This is a genomic window from Streptomyces sp. (genome assembly GCF_035644915.1).
Taxonomy (GTDB): domain Bacteria; phylum Actinomycetota; class Actinomycetes; order Streptomycetales; family Streptomycetaceae; genus Streptomyces.
Genome location: NZ_DASQNP010000163.1, coordinates 13,489 through 29,456, shown reverse-complemented (window position 1 = coordinate 29,456; position 15,968 = coordinate 13,489). Strand labels below are relative to the sequence as shown.

16 protein-coding genes are annotated in these 15,968 nt (G+C 71.4%); 15 read left to right on the top strand and 1 reads right to left on the bottom strand.

Going from position 1 to position 15,968, the window contains the following annotated elements:
* Positions 1–70: 70 nt before the first annotated feature.
* From VE546_RS18420 to VE546_RS18405, 4 genes are all read left to right on the top strand, one after another.
* A complete protein-coding gene (locus tag VE546_RS18420) occupies positions 71–463 on the top strand; it encodes an AraC family transcriptional regulator (protein ID WP_324923677.1) in 393 nt (130 codons plus the stop codon).
* Between the two features lie 93 nt (positions 464–556).
* Positions 557–988: a VOC family protein gene (locus tag VE546_RS18415; protein ID WP_324923676.1), complete on the top strand. Its 432-nt coding sequence runs from the start codon at positions 557–559 to the stop codon at positions 986–988.
* Between the two features lie 164 nt (positions 989–1,152).
* A complete protein-coding gene (locus VE546_RS18410) occupies positions 1,153–1,845 on the top strand; it encodes a demethylmenaquinone methyltransferase (protein ID WP_324923674.1) in 693 nt (230 codons plus the stop codon).
* Between the two features lie 163 nt (positions 1,846–2,008).
* On the top strand, positions 2,009–3,304 hold the full coding sequence (locus VE546_RS18405) for a geranylgeranyl reductase family protein (protein WP_324923672.1): 1,296 nt from the start codon (positions 2,009–2,011) through the stop codon (positions 3,302–3,304).
* 160 nt (positions 3,305–3,464) lie between these two features.
* Here the strand turns inward: VE546_RS18405 and VE546_RS18400 are convergent, their stop codons facing one another.
* A complete protein-coding gene (locus VE546_RS18400; protein ID WP_324923670.1) occupies positions 3,465–4,274 on the bottom strand; it encodes a C40 family peptidase in 810 nt (269 codons plus the stop codon).
* Between the two features lie 729 nt (positions 4,275–5,003).
* Between VE546_RS18400 and VE546_RS18395 the strand changes: the two genes are divergently transcribed.
* From VE546_RS18395 to nuoK, 11 genes are read left to right on the top strand one after another with little or no spacing between them, the layout of a single operon-like run.
* A complete protein-coding gene (locus tag VE546_RS18395) occupies positions 5,004–5,363 on the top strand; it encodes an NADH-quinone oxidoreductase subunit A (RefSeq protein WP_324923668.1) in 360 nt (119 codons plus the stop codon).
* Positions 5,364–5,373: 10 nt separating this feature from the next.
* Positions 5,374–5,928: an NADH-quinone oxidoreductase subunit B family protein gene (locus tag VE546_RS18390; protein WP_324923666.1), complete on the top strand. Its 555-nt coding sequence runs from the start codon at positions 5,374–5,376 to the stop codon at positions 5,926–5,928.
* Positions 5,925–6,641, top strand: a complete 717-nt coding sequence (locus VE546_RS18385) for an NADH-quinone oxidoreductase subunit C (RefSeq protein ID WP_324923664.1) — start codon at positions 5,925–5,927, stop codon at positions 6,639–6,641. Before VE546_RS18390 ends, VE546_RS18385 begins: the two co-directional genes overlap by 4 nt.
* Complete coding sequence (locus VE546_RS18380; protein WP_324923662.1) at positions 6,641–7,990, top strand: NADH-quinone oxidoreductase subunit D; 1,350 nt, start codon at positions 6,641–6,643, stop codon at positions 7,988–7,990. The genes VE546_RS18385 and VE546_RS18380 overlap by 1 nt, the downstream gene beginning before the upstream one ends.
* A complete protein-coding gene (gene nuoE, locus VE546_RS18375) occupies positions 7,987–8,850 on the top strand; it encodes an NADH-quinone oxidoreductase subunit NuoE (protein WP_324923660.1) in 864 nt (287 codons plus the stop codon). Before VE546_RS18380 ends, nuoE begins: the two co-directional genes overlap by 4 nt.
* Positions 8,850–10,193: an NADH-quinone oxidoreductase subunit NuoF gene (gene nuoF / locus VE546_RS18370; protein ID WP_324923658.1), complete on the top strand. Its 1,344-nt coding sequence runs from the start codon at positions 8,850–8,852 to the stop codon at positions 10,191–10,193. The genes nuoE and nuoF overlap by 1 nt, the downstream gene beginning before the upstream one ends.
* Positions 10,190–12,733: an NADH-quinone oxidoreductase subunit G gene (locus VE546_RS18365; RefSeq protein WP_324923656.1), complete on the top strand. Its 2,544-nt coding sequence runs from the start codon at positions 10,190–10,192 to the stop codon at positions 12,731–12,733. The genes nuoF and VE546_RS18365 overlap by 4 nt, the downstream gene beginning before the upstream one ends.
* Positions 12,730–14,127, top strand: coding sequence for an NADH-quinone oxidoreductase subunit NuoH (gene nuoH, locus VE546_RS18360; protein WP_324923653.1), 1,398 nt, complete (start codon positions 12,730–12,732; stop codon positions 14,125–14,127). Before VE546_RS18365 ends, nuoH begins: the two co-directional genes overlap by 4 nt.
* Complete coding sequence (nuoI, locus tag VE546_RS18355; RefSeq protein ID WP_324923651.1) at positions 14,120–14,746, top strand: NADH-quinone oxidoreductase subunit NuoI; 627 nt, start codon at positions 14,120–14,122, stop codon at positions 14,744–14,746. Before nuoH ends, nuoI begins: the two co-directional genes overlap by 8 nt.
* Positions 14,743–15,663: an NADH-quinone oxidoreductase subunit J gene (locus VE546_RS18350; protein ID WP_324923649.1), complete on the top strand. Its 921-nt coding sequence runs from the start codon at positions 14,743–14,745 to the stop codon at positions 15,661–15,663. The genes nuoI and VE546_RS18350 overlap by 4 nt, the downstream gene beginning before the upstream one ends.
* The gene (nuoK, locus tag VE546_RS18345) at positions 15,660–15,959 is read left to right on the top strand and encodes an NADH-quinone oxidoreductase subunit NuoK (RefSeq protein ID WP_279558620.1); all 300 of its coding nucleotides are present in this window, start codon (positions 15,660–15,662) and stop codon (positions 15,957–15,959) included. Before VE546_RS18350 ends, nuoK begins: the two co-directional genes overlap by 4 nt.
* The last annotated feature ends 9 nt before the right edge of the window (positions 15,960–15,968 follow it).

Below are 15,968 nucleotides of genomic sequence, written 5' to 3'. Positions count from 1 at the left end.
CGGCCCGCAGGGCAGGCCCCGGTCACCGGGCGATGCCGTGGACGGTGGGGAGCCGTGGTGTGATGGCGCCGTGAGCCGCGCCGCAGAGGAGACCAACCGCCGGATGCTCAGGGCCCGGGACGCGATGGACCGCGCCTATGCGCAGCCGCTGGACGTCCCGGCCCTGGCCCGGATCGCCCATGTGTCGGAGGCGCACTTCACCCGCACCTTCCGGGCCGTGTTCGGCGAGACGCCGCACCGCTACCTGCAGCGCCGCCGTGTCGAGCGTGCGATGTTCCTGCTGCGGGAGACCGACCGCAGGGTGACGGACATCTGTTTCGAGGTCGGCTTCGGCAGCCCGGGGACCTTCAGCCGCACGTTCCGCGACATCGTGGGCCGGTCGCCGAGGGAGTACCGCAGGGAGGCGGCGGCCACGGGCGTACCGACGTGTTTCACGATGGCGTGGACGCGGCCGAGCGCCTGACCGTCCGGGCGCTGCCCGCGCCGTCCCGCACCGCCCGCCGATCGAGCAGTTTTGGATAAGTTTTCGTCCGGCCCGCTCAGTAGCGTGGCGGACATGTTCAACGCCATTACGCATTCCGCAATATACGTCCTCGACCAGGACGAGGCCCTCGACTTCTACGTCGGCAAGCTGGGCCTGGAGGTCGCCGCCGACGTCGACATGGGCTTCATGCGCTGGCTGACCGTCGCCGTCCCCGGGCACCCGGAGCGCCAGATCCTGCTGGAGAAGCCGGGTCCTCCGGCGATGTCCGAGGAGACGGCGCGGCAGGTCCGCGAGCTGGTGACCAAGGGTGCGATGGGCGGCTGGCTCATCCTCACCACGGACGACTGCCGCGGGACGTACGAGACGCTGCTGGAGAAGGGCGTCGAGTTCACCGAGGAGCCCACCGACCGTCCGTACGGAACCGACTGCGGCCTCCGCGACCCCTTCGGCAACCGCATCCGCTTCACCCAGCCGAAGGCCCAGGGGCCGTCCGGCGGGGCGTGACCGGCGGCGCGTCGTTCCGGGAGTCGTTCCGGCGACCGGGGGCCGCGCCCCGGGCCGGGACGGCAGGGCTCCTCCCCAAGCCCTCCCCAAGCCCTCCCCAAGCCTCCCAGCGCCCGCCCGGCTCCGCGCCCGGCGTCCGGCGCCGGTGCTGCCACAATGGCCGCGTGACCCGAGCATCCCTGGACAAGCAGCCCCGCGAAGTCGCCGCCATGTTCGACAAGGTGGCGGCCCGGTACGACATCACCAACGACGTGCTGTCCCTGGGGCAGACGCGGCTGTGGCGGCGGGAGGTCGCCCGGGCCGTGGACGCGCGGCCGGGGGAGCGGGTGCTGGACCTGGCGGCCGGGACGGGGACGTCGTCCGTGCCCTTCGCGAGCGCCGGGGCGTACACCGTGCCGTGCGACTTCTCCCTCGGGATGCTGCGGGAGGGCAAGAAGCGCCAGCCGTGGATGCCGTTCACCGCCGGCGACGCGACGCGGCTGCCGTTCGCGGACGACGCGTTCGACGCCGTCACCATCTCCTTCGGGCTGCGGAACGTGCACGACACCGACGCCGCCCTGCGCGAGATGCTGCGGGTGACCAAGCCGGGCGGGCGGGTGGTCATCTGCGAGTTCAGCCACCCCACCTGGGCGCCCTTCCGCACCGTCTACACCGAGTACCTGATGCGGGCCCTGCCGCCGCTGGCGACCGCCGTGTCCAGCAACCCGGACGCGTACGTCTACCTCGCCGAGTCCATCCGCGCCTGGCCGGACCAGCCCGCCCTGGCCCGCCGCCTGCAGGAGGCGGGCTGGACGAGGGTGGCCTGGCGGAACCTGACCGGCGGGATCGTCGCCCTGCACCGCGGGTTCGCCGCGTAGGACGGGTCCGCCGCGTGGGGCGGCGCCCGCGCGGCCGGTGCATGCGGGGAGATCGCACGGCACGGACATCCCCTCGGGGAGCGGCCGATCACCCTCATAGACTGCACACGTCCAGTGCCCGGCGCGGCCGGCACGTCGATACCGAGTCCTGCGGGAGTCCGTCGTGGCCGAATCCCCCTCGAAGACAGCCTCCGAGCACAGCGCCGACGTGATCGTGGTCGGGGCAGGACCGGCCGGCTCCACCACCGCCTACCACCTGGCCCGCTCCGGGCTCGACGTCCTGCTGCTGGAGAAGACCGCCTTCCCGCGGGAGAAGGTCTGCGGCGACGGGCTGACCCCGCGCGCGGTCAAGCAGCTCGTCGCCATGGGCATCGACGTCTCCGAGGAGGCGGGCTGGCTGCGCAACAAGGGCCTGCGGATCGTCAGCGGCGGCCTCCGGCTCCAGCTCGACTGGCCGGAGCTGGCGAGCTTCCCCGACTACGGACTGGTCCGCAAGCGCGACGACTTCGACCAGCAGCTCGCCCGGCAGGCCGAGAAGGCGGGGGCGCGGCTGTACGAGCGGTGCAACGTCGGCGCCCCGGTCGTCGACGGGCGCACGGGGCGGATCACCGGCGTGGAGGCGAGACTCGGCGAGGAGAAGAAGCCGGTCACCTTCCACGCGCCGCTGGTGGTCGCCGCCGACGGCAATTCCACGCGGCTGTCGGTGGCCATGGGTCTGCACCGGCGCGACGACCGTCCGATGGGCGTGGCGGTCCGCACCTACTTCACCTCGCCGCGCCACGACGACGACTACCTGGAGTCCTGGCTGGAGCTGTGGGACCGCCGCGGGCCCCAGGACCGGCTGCTGCCCGGCTACGGCTGGATCTTCGGCATGGGCGACGGCACCTCCAACGTCGGGCTGGGCGTGCTCAACACCTCGGCGGCCTTCAAGGAACTGGACTGGCGCGAGGTCCTCAAGGCGTGGTGCGCCTCGATGCCCGAGGAGTGGGGCTACACCCCCGAGAACATGACCGGGCCGATCCGCGGCGCCGCCCTGCCGATGGCCTTCAACCGGCAGCCGCACTACACGCGGGGCCTGCTGCTGGTCGGTGACGCGGGTGGCATGGTCAACCCGTTCAACGGTGAGGGCATCGCGTACGCCATGGAGTCCGGGCAGATCGCGGCCGACGTCATCGTCCAGGCCCAGGCCCGTCAGACCCCGGCCCAGCGCGAGCTGGCGCTGCGGCGCTACCCCAAGGTCCTCAAGGACGTCTACGGCGGCTACTACACGCTGGGCCGCGCCTTCGTGAAGCTGATCGGCAACCCGAAGATCATGAAGCTCGCCGCCGAGCGCGGCCTGACGCACCCGATGCTGATGCGCTTCACGCTGAAGCTGCTGGCCAACCTGACGGACCCGACGGGCGGCGACGCGATGGACCGCATCATCAACGGGCTGACGAAGGTCGCCCCCCGCGCATAGGCCCGTGCGGGCCCGGCACCCGCGGGGCGCAGGCGCTCTCGGTGACGGGCGGGGCGAGCGGGACGGGCGGGACAGGCGGAACGGGTGGGGGCCGTCCGGGAATCCGGACGGCCCCCACCCGTTGTGCGTTCCGCGCGCCGTCGGCGGGCGCCGCGCGGCGTTACAGCACGCGCACCGCGCCCGAGGGCATGTCGTAGCTCAGGTCGCGCTCGACGATGCCGGTGGAGGGGTTCTGGGCGCCGATGAAGCGGCCGTCGCCGATGTAGACGGCGACGTGGTAGGCGCTGCCCGCGCCGCCCCAGTAGAGGATGTCGCCGGGCTGGAGGCTGTCCAGGGAGACCTGGGTGCCGGCCGTGGACTGGCTCTGGGAGGTCCGGGGCAGGCTGATGCCGAGCTGCCGGAAGGCGGCCTGGGTGAGGCCGGAGCAGTCGTAGGCGCTGGGGCCGGTGGCGCCCAGGACGTAGGACTTGCCGACCTGCGCGCGCAGGAAGCCGATGAGGGTCGCCACGTTGCCGCCGCCGGTCGGGGCGGGGGCGGCCGCCGTGAGGGTGGTGCGCTGGGAGTCGCGCGCTGCGCGCTCCTGGGCCGCGCGCTCGGCGCGTTCCCTGCGGGCGGCCTCGGCGGCCTCCGCGGCCCTCCGCTCCGCCTCCGCCTCGGCCTCGGCCCGCTTCCGGGCCTGGTCCATCGCCTTCTCGGCGGCCAGGGTCCGGGCGGCCTCGGCCTCGTAGTGGACCGCGATCGCCTGCGTCGCGTCGACGGCCTGCTGGGCGCCGGACGTCAGGTCGGAGGTGATCGTGGGCAGCTCGACGGTGTCGGCGACCGGCTTCTTCTCCTCGGCGGAGGACGGGGTGGCCGCGGCGGTCACCGCGAGGGTGCTGAGGACGCCACCGGCAACGCCCGTCCGCAGCAGGGGGTTCCTGCCGGCGCGACGGGGTTTCCGGTGGCTGCGTATGTGAGCGGTCTGGGACATGACACCACGGCTATCAGCCGCCGGAGGTTCCGTTCAACAAAGGTGTGTTCCGCCACACTCGCCGTGTACGCGTCCAGTTGGGGCCTTGCCGCGCACTCAGGCGACCTCTCCCGGAAGTTGATCATTGCCCGACTAGGGGGCCGTGACCATGTCATTGTCCGATTGATCCACTTCGTTCCGCGGCCTAGCACGCGAGGCCCTCTCCGCGCAAAGTCCGGAGGGTGCGGAAGGGAGTGGCCGTGATGGAGGTCACAGATTGAGCACGGTTTCACGATCTTGTGGTGCCCGGGGTCCGGCGGTGCCCGCGTGAAATCCTCCGCGGCTCGCCGTCACTCCTGGTCCCCGTGTGGTCCCGAACGGATGAGGCGCGCTTTCTAGCAAGATCGGGTGTCCAGGGCAAATTTGCGTGCAGTGGTCACTGTCTGATAGTGGCCTGCATCCTCTGACCAGCGGAAACTCCGCGGAATGTCACGTTCGGTGACCAGTCTGCCGCTTCACGTGTGAAGATCACCGTGCATCCGCCTTCATGATCCTTCGTCAGGTGGTGGAGATCACAAAGTCGTTGCCGCACCCGTGTCGCAGATCACAGAGCGACGGGCATAGGATGCAGTCGAATCGGGCTTGTGAACTGCCTCACATAGACACGATCTTCGTGAACGGCACACCAGTCCGAAAACGGCCCGCAACGGCCCGCCGGCAGCGATCGTCGACTGGAAGGAGCGAGGAGCGGTGAACGTCTACACGCCCATCCTCGTACTGGGAGCGCTCGGGGCAGCCTTCGCGGTCTTCTCCGTGGTCATGGCCTCGATCGTCGGCCCCAAGCGCTACAACAGGGCCAAGCTCGAAGCGTACGAATGCGGTATCGAGCCCACCCCGCAGGCCGCGGGCGGCGGGCGCTTTCCGATCAAGTACTACCTGACGGCGATGCTCTTCATCGTCTTCGACATCGAGATCGTCTTCCTCTACCCCTGGGCCGTCACCTTCGACGCCCTGGGGATGTTCGGGCTCGTGGAGATGCTGCTCTTCGTGCTCACCGTCTTCGTCGCCTACGCCTACGTCTGGCGGCGCGGCGGCCTGGAATGGGACTAGGGGCGTACACATGGGTATCGAAGAGAAACTGCCGAGCGGCTTCCTGCTCACCACCGTGGAGAACGCCGCGGGCTGGGTGCGCAAGGCGTCGGTCTTCCCGGCCACCTTCGGCCTCGCCTGCTGCGCCATCGAAATGATGACCACCGGAGCCGGGCGCTACGACCTCGCCCGCTTCGGCATGGAGGTCTTCCGCGGCTCGCCGCGCCAGGCCGACCTGATGATCGTGGCCGGACGGGTCAGCCAGAAGATGGCCCCCGTCCTGCGGCAGGTCTACGACCAGATGCCCAACCCGAAGTGGGTCATCTCCATGGGCGTCTGCGCCTCCTCGGGCGGGATGTTCAACAACTACGCGATCGTGCAGGGCGTCGACCACATCGTGCCGGTCGACATCTACCTGCCCGGCTGCCCGCCGCGCCCCGAGATGCTGATGGACGCGATCCTCAAGCTCCACCAGAAGATCCGCGAGGAGAAGCTCGGGGTCAACCGGGAGCGGGCCGCGCGCGAGGCGGAGGAGGCGGCGCTGAAGGCGCTTCCGACGATCGAGATGAAGGGGCTGCTCCGATGAGTGACGGACAGGCGGGCGGCAACGGCGCCGTACCCGCGTCGCGCGACGACTCCGGCGAGGTCATCGACGTCCGCCGGGGCATGTTCGGCGCCAAGCAGGGCGGCGACACCTCCGGCTACGGCGGCCTGGTGCGGACGGTGCGGCTGCCGGGCGCGGCGCAGCGGCCGTACGGCGGCTGGTTCGACGAGGTGGCCGACGAGCTGGAGGGCGCCCTCGAAGAACAGGGCCTGGTGCCCGGGGACGTGATCGAGAAGACGGTCGTGGACCGCGGCGAGCTGACGTTCCACATCGCCCGCGAGCACCTGCCGGCCGTGGCCCGCACCCTGCGCGACGACCCCGCGCTGCGCTTCGAGCTGTGCACCGGCGTCAGCGGCGTGCACTTCCCCGGCGACAAGGGGCGCGAGCTGCACGCCGTCTACCACCTGCGCTCGATCACCCACAACCGGATCATCCGGCTGGAGGTCAGCGCCCCCGACAGCGACCCGCACATCCCCTCGATCGTCGAGGTCTACCCGACCAACGACTGGCACGAGCGGGAGGCCTACGACTTCTTCGGCCTGATCTTCGACGGCCACCCCGCGCTCACGCGGATCATGATGCCCGACGACTGGCAGGGCTTCCCGCAGCGCAAGGACTACCCGCTCGGCGGCATCCCCGTCGAGTACAAGGGCGCCCAGATCCCGGCTCCCGACCAGCGGAGGTCGTACAGCTGATGAGCACCTCGCACACGGCGTCGTCACCCACGGCGTCCCAGGCCAGCGCCCGCGAGACCACCGAGGGCACCGTCTACACCGTCACCGGCGGCGACTGGGACGAGCTCGCCGCCGCGGCGGCCCGCGGCGACGACGAGAAGATCATCGTCAACATGGGGCCGCAGCACCCGTCCACGCACGGCGTGCTCCGCCTCATCCTGGAGATCGACGGCGAGACGGTCACCGAGGCCCGCTGCGGCATCGGCTACCTGCACACCGGCATCGAGAAGAACCTCGAGTACCGGAACTGGACGCAGGGCACGACCTTCGTGACGCGCATGGACTACCTCACGCCGTTCTTCAACGAGACGGCGTACTGCCTGGCGGTGGAGAAGCTGCTCGGCATCGAGGACCAGATCCCCGACCGGGCCAGCGTCATCCGCGTGCTGATGATGGAGCTCAACCGGCTCTCCTCCCACCTGGTGTGCATCGCCACCGGCGGCATGGAGCTGGGCGCCACCACGGTCATGATCTACGGGTTCCGGGACCGCGAGATGATCCTGGACCTCTTCGAGCTGATCACCGGCCTGCGGATGAACCACGCCTACATCCGCCCCGGCGGCCTCGCCCAGGACCTGCCGCCCGGGGCGGTGGACCAGCTCCGCGAGTTCGTGAAGAAGATGCGGAAGAACCTGCCGGAGTACGACAAGCTCTGCACCGGCAACCCCGTCTTCAAGGCCCGCCTGCAGGACGTCGGCTACCTGGACCTGACCGGCTGCATGGCGCTCGGCGCCACCGGCCCCATCCTGCGCTCCACCGGACTCCCGCACGACCTGCGCAAGGCCCAGCCGTACTGCGGCTACGAGACCTACGACTTCGAGGTCGCCACCCAGGACACCTGCGACTCCTACGGCCGCTTCCTGATCCGGCTGGAGGAGATGCACCAGTCGCTGCGGATCATCGAGCAGTGCCTGGACCGGCTGGAGCCCGGCCCGGTGATGGTCGCCGACAAGAAGATCGCCTGGCCCGCGCAGCTCGCGCTCGGCCCGGACGGGCTCGGCAACTCGCTGGACCACATCAGGAACATCATGGGCACCTCGATGGAGGCCCTGATCCACCACTTCAAGCTGGTGACCGAGGGGTTCCGGGTGCCGCCGGGCCAGGCGTACGCCGCCGTGGAGTCCCCCAAGGGCGAACTGGGCGTGCACGCGGTCAGCGACGGCGGGACACGGCCGTACCGGGTCCACTTCCGCGACCCGTCCTTCACCAACCTCCAGACGATGGCGGCGATGTGCGAGGGCGGCCAGGTCGCCGACGTCATCGTCGCCGTCGCGTCCATCGACCCCGTGATGGGAGGCGTCGACCGGTGACAGACGTATCGCTCGGGATGCCCCAGCTCCCCGCCCCCGACTACCCGGCCGACGTCCGCGCCCGGCTGGAGGCGGACGCCAGGGAGATCATCGCCCGCTACCCCGGCAGCCGCTCCGCGCTGCTGCCGCTGCTGCACCTGGTGCAGTCCGAGGAGGGGTACGTCACCCCCACCGGGATGCGCTTCTGCGCCGAGATGCTCGACCTGACCACGGCCGAGGTCAGCGCGGTGGCCACCTTCTACACCATGTACCGGCGCAAGCCCTCGGGCGACTACCAGGTGGGGGTGTGCACCAACACCCTGTGCGCGGTGATGGGCGGCGACGCCATCTTCGAGGCGCTCCAGGAGCACCTGGGAGTCGGCAACAACGAGACCACCGAGGACGGCAAGGTCACCCTCGAACACATCGAGTGCAACGCGGCCTGCGACTTCGCGCCCGTGGTGATGGTCAACTGGGAGTTCTTCGACAACCAGACGCCCGAGAGCGCCAGGCGCCTGGTGGACGACCTCCGCGCGGGCCGCGAGGTCAGGCCCACCCGCGGCGCCCCGCTGTGCACCTTCCGGGAGACCGCGCGCATCCTCGCCGGCTTCCCCGACGAGCGCCCGGGCGCCGTGGAGGCGAGCGGCAGCGCCGGACCGGCCTCGCTGGCCGGGCTGAGGCTCGCCAAGGGCGAGGCCCCCGGACCGAAGGTGGTCTCCCCGCGCGGCGAGGAACCGCCGGGCGCCGCCGCGGCCGGGCAGCCCACCACCGCCGCCGGCGAGGCGCCCGATCCGCACCCCAGCTCGCACGACGCGCCGCGGAAGACCGCCGCCTCCGATCCCGACAACCCGGCCGGCCCGGTGACGAAGGAGGGCAAGTGATGGCCACGGAAGCAGCGGAGAAACTGCTGTCGCCGGTGCTCTCGGCCTTCTGGGACCAGCCGGAGTCCTGGACGCTGGAGACCTACCGGGCGCACGAGGGCTACCAGGGCCTGCGCAAGGCCCTGGCCATGCCGCCCGACGACGTCATCGCGTACGTCAAGGACTCCGGTCTGCGCGGCCGCGGCGGCGCGGGCTTCCCCACGGGCATGAAGTGGCAGTTCATCCCGCAGGGCGACGGCAAGCCCCACTACCTCGTGGTCAACGCCGACGAGTCCGAACCGGGCACCTGCAAGGACATCCCCCTCCTCTTCGCCAACCCGCACTCCCTGATCGAGGGCATCGTGATCGCCTGCCACGCGATCCGCTCCAGCCACGCCTTCATCTACCTGCGCGGCGAGGTCGTCCCCGTGCTGCGGCGCCTCCACGCGGCCGTGCGCGAGGCGTACGAGGCGGGCTACCTCGGCAAGGACATCCTCGGCTCGGGCCTGGACGTGGACGTGACCGTGCACGCGGGCGCGGGCGCGTACATCTGCGGCGAGGAGACCGCTCTCCTCGACTCCCTGGAGGGGCGGCGCGGCCAGCCCCGGCTCCGCCCGCCCTTCCCGGCGGTCGCAGGTCTGTACGCGTGCCCCACTGTCGTCAACAACGTCGAATCCATCGCCTCGGTTCCCGCCATCTTCAACAAGGGCAAGGAGTGGTTCCGCTCGATGGGCAGCGAGAAGTCCCCGGGCTTCACGCTGTACTCCCTCAGCGGCCACGTCGCCAACCCCGGCCAGTACGAGGCCCCGCTGGGCATCACCCTGCGCCAACTGCTGGAGATCAGCGGCGGCATGCGGCCCGGCCACCGGCTGAAGTTCTGGACCCCGGGCGGTTCCTCCACCCCGCTGCTGACCGACGAGCACCTCGACGTCCCGCTGGACTACGAGGGCGTCGGCGCCGCCGGCTCGATGCTCGGCACCAAGGCGCTCCAGTGCTTCGACGAGACCACCTGCGTGGTCCGCGCGGTGACCCGCTGGACCGAGTTCTACGCCCACGAGTCCTGCGGCAAGTGCACCCCCTGCCGCGAGGGCACGTACTGGCTGGTCCAGTTGATGCGCGACATCGAGGCGGGCAAGGCGTCCATGGCCGACCTCGACAAGATCCAGGACATCGCCGACAACATCAACGGCAAGTCCTTCTGCGCCCTCGGCGACGGCGCCGCGAGCCCGATCTTCTCCTCCCTGAAGCACTTCCGCGAGGAGTACGAGCAGCACATCACCGGAGGCGGCTGCCCCTTCGACCCGGCCAAGTCGACCCTGTGGGCCGACGACGACACCACCGCACACCTGGAGGTGAACGCGTGACCGTCACCACCGACGCCAAGACCTCCGGGGGCGGGGAGGCGAAGCCGCCCCGGGCCGCCGAGGACATGGTCTCGCTGACGATCGACGGCATCGGGATCAGCGTGCCCAAGGGCACCCTGGTCATCCGCGCCGCCGAGCTGCTCGGCATCGAGATCCCGCGCTTCTGCGACCACCCGCTGCTGGACCCGGCCGGCGCCTGCCGCCAGTGCATCGTCGAGGTCGAGGGCCAGCGCAAGCCCATGGCGTCCTGCACCATCACCTGCACCGACGGGATGGTCGTCAAGACCCACCTCACCTCGCCCGTGGCCGAGAAGGCCCAGCGCGGGGTGATGGAGCTGCTGCTGATCAACCACCCGCTGGACTGCCCGGTCTGCGACAAGGGCGGCGAGTGCCCGCTGCAGAACCAGGCCATGTCCCACGGGCAGGCCGACAGCCGCTTCGAGGGACGCAAGCGGACCTTCGCCAAGCCCGTGCCGATCTCCACGCAGGTGCTGCTGGACCGCGAGCGCTGCGTGCTGTGCGCCCGCTGCACCCGCTTCTCCAACCAGATCGCGGGCGACCCGATGATCGAACTGCTGGAGCGGGGAGCGCTGCAGCAGGTGGGCACCGGCGAGGGCGCCCCCTTCCAGTCGTACTTCTCCGGCAACACCATCCAGATCTGCCCGGTGGGCGCGCTCACCTCGGCCGCCTACCGGTTCCGCTCCCGCCCCTTCGACCTGGTCTCCTCGCCGAGCGTGTGCGAGCACTGCGCCGGCGGCTGCGCCACCCGCACCGACCACCGGCGCGGCAAGGTCATGCGGCGGCTGGCGGCGGACGACCCCGAGGTCAACGAGGAGTGGATCTGCGACAAGGGCCGCTTCGCCTTCCGCTACGCCCAGCAGCACGACCGGCTCACCCACCCGCTGGTGCGCAACGCGGAGACCGGTGAACTGGAGCCCGCGAGCTGGCCGGAGGCGCTGGAGGCCGCCGCCCGCGGACTGTCGGCGGCCCGGGGCCGCACCGGCGTGCTCACCGGCGGACGGCTGACGGTGGAGGACGCCTACGCCTACGCCAAGTTCGCGCGGGTCGCCCTCGACACCAACGACATCGACTTCCGCGCCCGCGTCCACAGCGCCGAGGAGGCCGACTTCCTCGCCTCCCACGTCGCCGGGCGCGGATGCGACATCGACGGCGGCGGCGTCACCTACACCGCCCTGGAGAAGGCCCCGGCCGTCCTGCTGGTCGGCTTCGAGTCCGAGGAGGAGGCCCCGGGCGTCTTCCTGCGGCTGCGCAAGGCCCACCGCAAGCACGGGCAGCGCGTCTTCTCCCTGGCCACCCACGCCACCCGCGGCCTGGTGAAGGCCGGCGGCACCCTGCTGCCCGCCGCGCCCCACACCGAGACCGAGTGGCTGGACGCGCTGGCCGGCGGCGTCGGGCTCGACGAACGGGGGCAGCGGGCGGCCGAGGCGCTGCGCACCGAGGGCTCGGTGATCATCGTCGGCGAGCGGCTGGCCGCCGTGCCCGGCGGGTTCACCGCCGCCGTACGGACCGCCACCGCCACCGGCGCCCGCCTGGTGTGGATCCCGCGCCGGGCCGGTGAGCGCGGCGCCGTCGAGGCCGGAGCCCTCCCGACGCTGCTGCCCGGCGGGCGCCCGGTCACCGACCCGCGCGCCCGCGCGGAGACCGCGGCCGTCTGGGGCGTCGCCGACCTGCCGACCCGGTACGGCCGCGACACCGGACGGATCGTCGAGGCCGCCGCGAACGGCGAACTCGCCGCGCTGCTGGTCGCCGGCGTCGAGGTCGCCGACCTGCCCGACCCGGCCCGGGCGCTGAGGGCGCTGGACGAGGTGGGCTTCGTGGTCAGCCTGGAGCAGCGGCCCTCGGAGGTCACCGAGCGGGCCGACGTGGTCTTCCCCGTCGCCGCGGTCGTGGAGAAGGCGGGCTCCTTCCTCAACTGGGAGGGCCGCGACCGGCCGTTCGAGGCCGCGATCAAGCCCGACCAGCTCACCCGCCGCCACGTACCCGCCGACGCCCGCGTGCTCCACATGCTCGCCGACGCCCTCGACGTCCACCTCGGACTGCCGGACGTACGGACCGTCCGCGCCGAGATGCGGCGCCTGGGCACCTGGGACGGCCCGCGCGCCGCGGGGCCGGAGGAGAGCGCCCGGGAGACCGCGCGGCAGACGCCGCGGCCCGCCGCCGGGGAGGCCGTGCTCGCCGGCCACCGGCTGCTGCTCGACCAGGGGCGCCTCCAGGACGGCGACGAGGCGCTCGCCGGTACGCGGCACGCCGCCGTCGCCCGGCTCTCGGCCGCCACGGCCGCCGAGGTCGGGGTCGCCGACGGCGAGGAGCTGACCGTCACCGGCCCGGCCGGGACGGTGACGCTGCCGCTGGCGGTCACGCCGATGCCCGACCGCGTGGTCTGGCTGCCGCTCAACTCGACCGGCCACGGGGTCCACCGCGATCTGGGCGTCGTGCCCGGCCGGCTCGTGAAGCTGTCGGCGGCGTCGTCGGTGACGAAGGCGCCGTCGGCGGAGACCAAGGGGGTGGAGGCGCGATGAGTTCGCCCGTCCTGACCGCCGGAACGGTCCTCGCCGAGGAGGACCTGTCGATGTTCGGCACCGATCCCTGGTGGCTGATCGGGCTCAAGGCGGTCTTCTGCTTCGCGTTCCTGATGGTGACCGTGCTGATCTCCATCGTGATGGAGCGCAAGGTCGTCGCCTGGATGCAGCTCCGCATCGGACCCAACCGGCACGGCCCCTGGGGCATGCTCCAGTCGCTCGCCGACGGTGTGAAGCTGATGTTCAAGGAGGACATCGTCGTCAAGGGGGCCGACAAGGCCGTCTACATCCTGGCCCCCATCGTCGGCGTCATCCCGGCCTTCATGGCCATCGCGGTGATCCCCTTCGGCCCGCCCGGGAACGAGGTGTCGATCTTCGGCACCCGTACCGCCATGCAGCTCACCGACCTGCCGGTGGCGGCCCTGTACATCCTCGCCACCGGCTCCATCGCCGCCTACGGCGTGGTGCTGGCGGGCTGGTCGTCGGGCTCCACCTACCCGCTGCTCGGCGGCGTGCGGGCGACCGCCCAGGTCATCTCCTACGAGGTCGCGATGGGCCTCAGCTTCGCCGCGGTCTTCCTCTACTCCGGGTCGATGTCCACCTCGACGATCGTCGGGGCGCAGGGCGAGACCTGGTTCGCGGTGCTGCTGCCGGTGTCGTTCCTCATCTACATGGTGGCGATGGTCGGCGAGGCGCACCGCGCGCCGTTCGACATGCCCGAGTCCGAGGGTGACCTGGTCGGCGGCTTCAACACCGAGTACTCGTCGATCAAGTTCGCGATGTTCATGCTCGCCGAGTACGTCCACATGGTCACCGTCTCGGCCCTGGCGGTCACCCTCTTCCTGGGCGGCTGGCGCGCCCCGGCGCCGATCAGCACCTACTGGGAGGGCGCCAACCACGGCTGGTGGCCGCTGCTGTGGTTCGTCGTCAAGGTGAACCTGCTGTTGTTCCTCTTCGTCTGGCTGCGCGGCACGCTCCCCCGCGTCCGCTACGACCAGTTCATGCGGCTGGGCTGGAAGGTCCTCATCCCGATCTCGCTGGCCTGGCTGATGCTCGTCGCGACCGTGCGGGCGCTGCGGAACGAGGGCCGCGACTTCGGCGACATCGTGCTGTGGGTCGCCGGCGGAGCACTGGCGCTGGTGCTGGTGTCCTTCGTGTACGACGCCCTCCGCGTGCGCAAGGAGCGCGCGGAGGAGGACGGGAAGGCGGCCGGTCCGGAACCCGCCTTCGACCCGATGGCGGGCGGCTACCCCGTGCCGCCGCTGCCGGGACAGACCCTGCCGCCCGTACCGCGGCGGCGGCCGCGCCACGAGCAGGAGCCCGTCGGCGTGGCGGCCGGCGCGGACAGCGAGACCGGCGAGACCGGCAAGGCCAGGGAGGCCGACGATGCCTGAGTTCGAGAACCCGTTGGCCGGCTTCGGCGTGACCTTCAAGGCCATGTTCAAGAAGCGGCTGACCGAGCAGTACCCCGAGGAGAAGAAGCCCACCGCGCCGCGCTTCCACGGCCGCCACCAGCTCAACCGGCACCCGGACGGGCTGGAGAAGTGCGTCGGCTGCGAACTGTGCGCCTGGGCCTGCCCGGCGGACGCGATCTACGTGGAGGGCGCGGACAACACCGACGAGGAGCGCTACTCGCCGGGCGAGCGCTACGGCCGCGTCTACCAGATCAACTACCTGCGCTGCATCCTGTGCGGCCTGTGCGTCGAGGCGTGCCCCACCCGGGCGCTGACCATGACCAACGAGTACGAACTGGCCGACCGCAGCCGCGAGTCGCTCATCTACACCAAGGAGGAGCTGCTCGCGGGGCTGGAGGAGGGCATGGTCGACACCCCGCACGCGATCTACCCGGGCATGACCGAGAAGGACTACTACCGCGGTCTGGTGACCGGGGCGGCGCCCGGCACCGTCCAGCAGGAGGCCCACTCCAAGAACCCGAAGAACGAGGCGCCGCAGGCCGCCGCAGACACCTTCGGCCCCGCGGAACCGGCGTCCGAGGCGGTGAGCGGGAAGTGACCGACACCCTCCTCGCGGCGACCGCCACCTCCACCGGCGAGGCGGTGCAGTTCTGGGTGCTGGGCACCATCGCGGTGCTGGGCGCGCTCGGGACCGTACTGATGAAGCGGTCGGTGCACTCGGCGCTCTGCCTCGCCGGGACCATGATCGTCCTGGCCGTGTTCTACCTGGTCAACGGCGCCTACTTCCTGGGCATCGTGCAGATCGTCGTCTACACCGGCGCGGTCATGATGCTCTTCCTGTTCGTGCTGATGCTCGTCGGCGTCACCGCCGCCGACTCGCTGAAGGAGACGATCAAGGGCCAGCGCTGGATGGTGGCCCTGTGCGGCCTCGGCTTCGGCATCCTGCTGATCGCCGGGATCGGCAGCGCCTCCATCGACAGCTTCACCGGCCTCGCCCAGGCCAACGCCGGCGGCAACGTCCAGGGCCTGGCCAGGGCGCTGTTCACCGACTACGTGTTCGCCTTCGAGATCACCGGCGCGCTCCTGGTCACCGCGGCCGTCGCCGCCATGGTGCTCACCCACCGCGAGCGCACCGAGCGCCGGAAGAGCCAGCGCGAGCTGGCCGAGCAGCGCATCCGCGAGGGCAAGCACCTCCCGCCGCTGCCCGCGCCCGGCGTGTACGCCCGGCACAACGCCGTGGACATCCCCGGCCTGCTGCCGGACGGCACCCCCTCCGAGCTCACCGTCAACGCGACGCTGCGCGGCCGCGGCCAGATCCGGGACGTCTCCCGCCAGGCCCTGGCCGACCTGGCGGCGCTGGAGCGGCGCACCGGGGAGTACCTGGGCCGCGGCGGGACGGACGCGCCGGGCGTACGGGCCGCGGCGGACGTACGGGAGGACGTCTCGGACGACTCCCCGGACACCGGCACCGGCCGGAGCGCCGGCCGCGACGGGGACAGGGAGGCCGCCAAGTGAACCCGGTCAACTACCTCTACCTGGCCGCCCTGCTGTTCACCATCGGGGCCTCGGGCGTGCTGCTGCGGCGGAACGCGATCGTCGTGTTCATGAGCGTCGAGCTGATGCTGAACGCGGCCAACCTCGCGCTCGTCACCTTCTCCCGGCTGCACGGCAACCTCGACGGCCAGATCATCGCGTTCTTCACCATGGTCGTCGCCGCGGCCGAGGTCGTGGTCGGGCTGGCGATCATCGTGACGATCTTCCGCTCCCGCCACTCGGCCTCGGTCGACGACGCCAGCCTGATGAAGCTGTAAGGGGTCGCA

Excerpts from the sequence above, each read along its gene's own strand:
- nuoF (WP_324923658.1), top strand. The coding sequence starts at position 8,850 with ATGGCCACGGAAGCAGCGGAGAAACTGCTGTCGCCGGTGCTCTCGGCC.
- VE546_RS18380 (WP_324923662.1), top strand. The coding sequence starts at position 6,641 with ATGAGCACCTCGCACACGGCGTCGTCACCCACGGCGTCCCAGGCCAGC.
- nuoI (WP_324923651.1), top strand. The coding sequence starts at position 14,120 with ATGCCTGAGTTCGAGAACCCGTTGGCCGGCTTCGGCGTGACCTTCAAG.
- VE546_RS18400 (WP_324923670.1), bottom strand. The coding sequence starts at position 4,274 with ATGTCCCAGACCGCTCACATACGCAGCCACCGGAAACCCCGTCGCGCC.
- VE546_RS18385 (WP_324923664.1), top strand. The coding sequence starts at position 5,925 with ATGAGTGACGGACAGGCGGGCGGCAACGGCGCCGTACCCGCGTCGCGC.
- nuoH (WP_324923653.1), top strand. The coding sequence starts at position 12,730 with ATGAGTTCGCCCGTCCTGACCGCCGGAACGGTCCTCGCCGAGGAGGAC.
- VE546_RS18390 (WP_324923666.1), top strand. The coding sequence starts at position 5,374 with ATGGGTATCGAAGAGAAACTGCCGAGCGGCTTCCTGCTCACCACCGTG.
- VE546_RS18415 (WP_324923676.1), top strand. The coding sequence starts at position 557 with ATGTTCAACGCCATTACGCATTCCGCAATATACGTCCTCGACCAGGAC.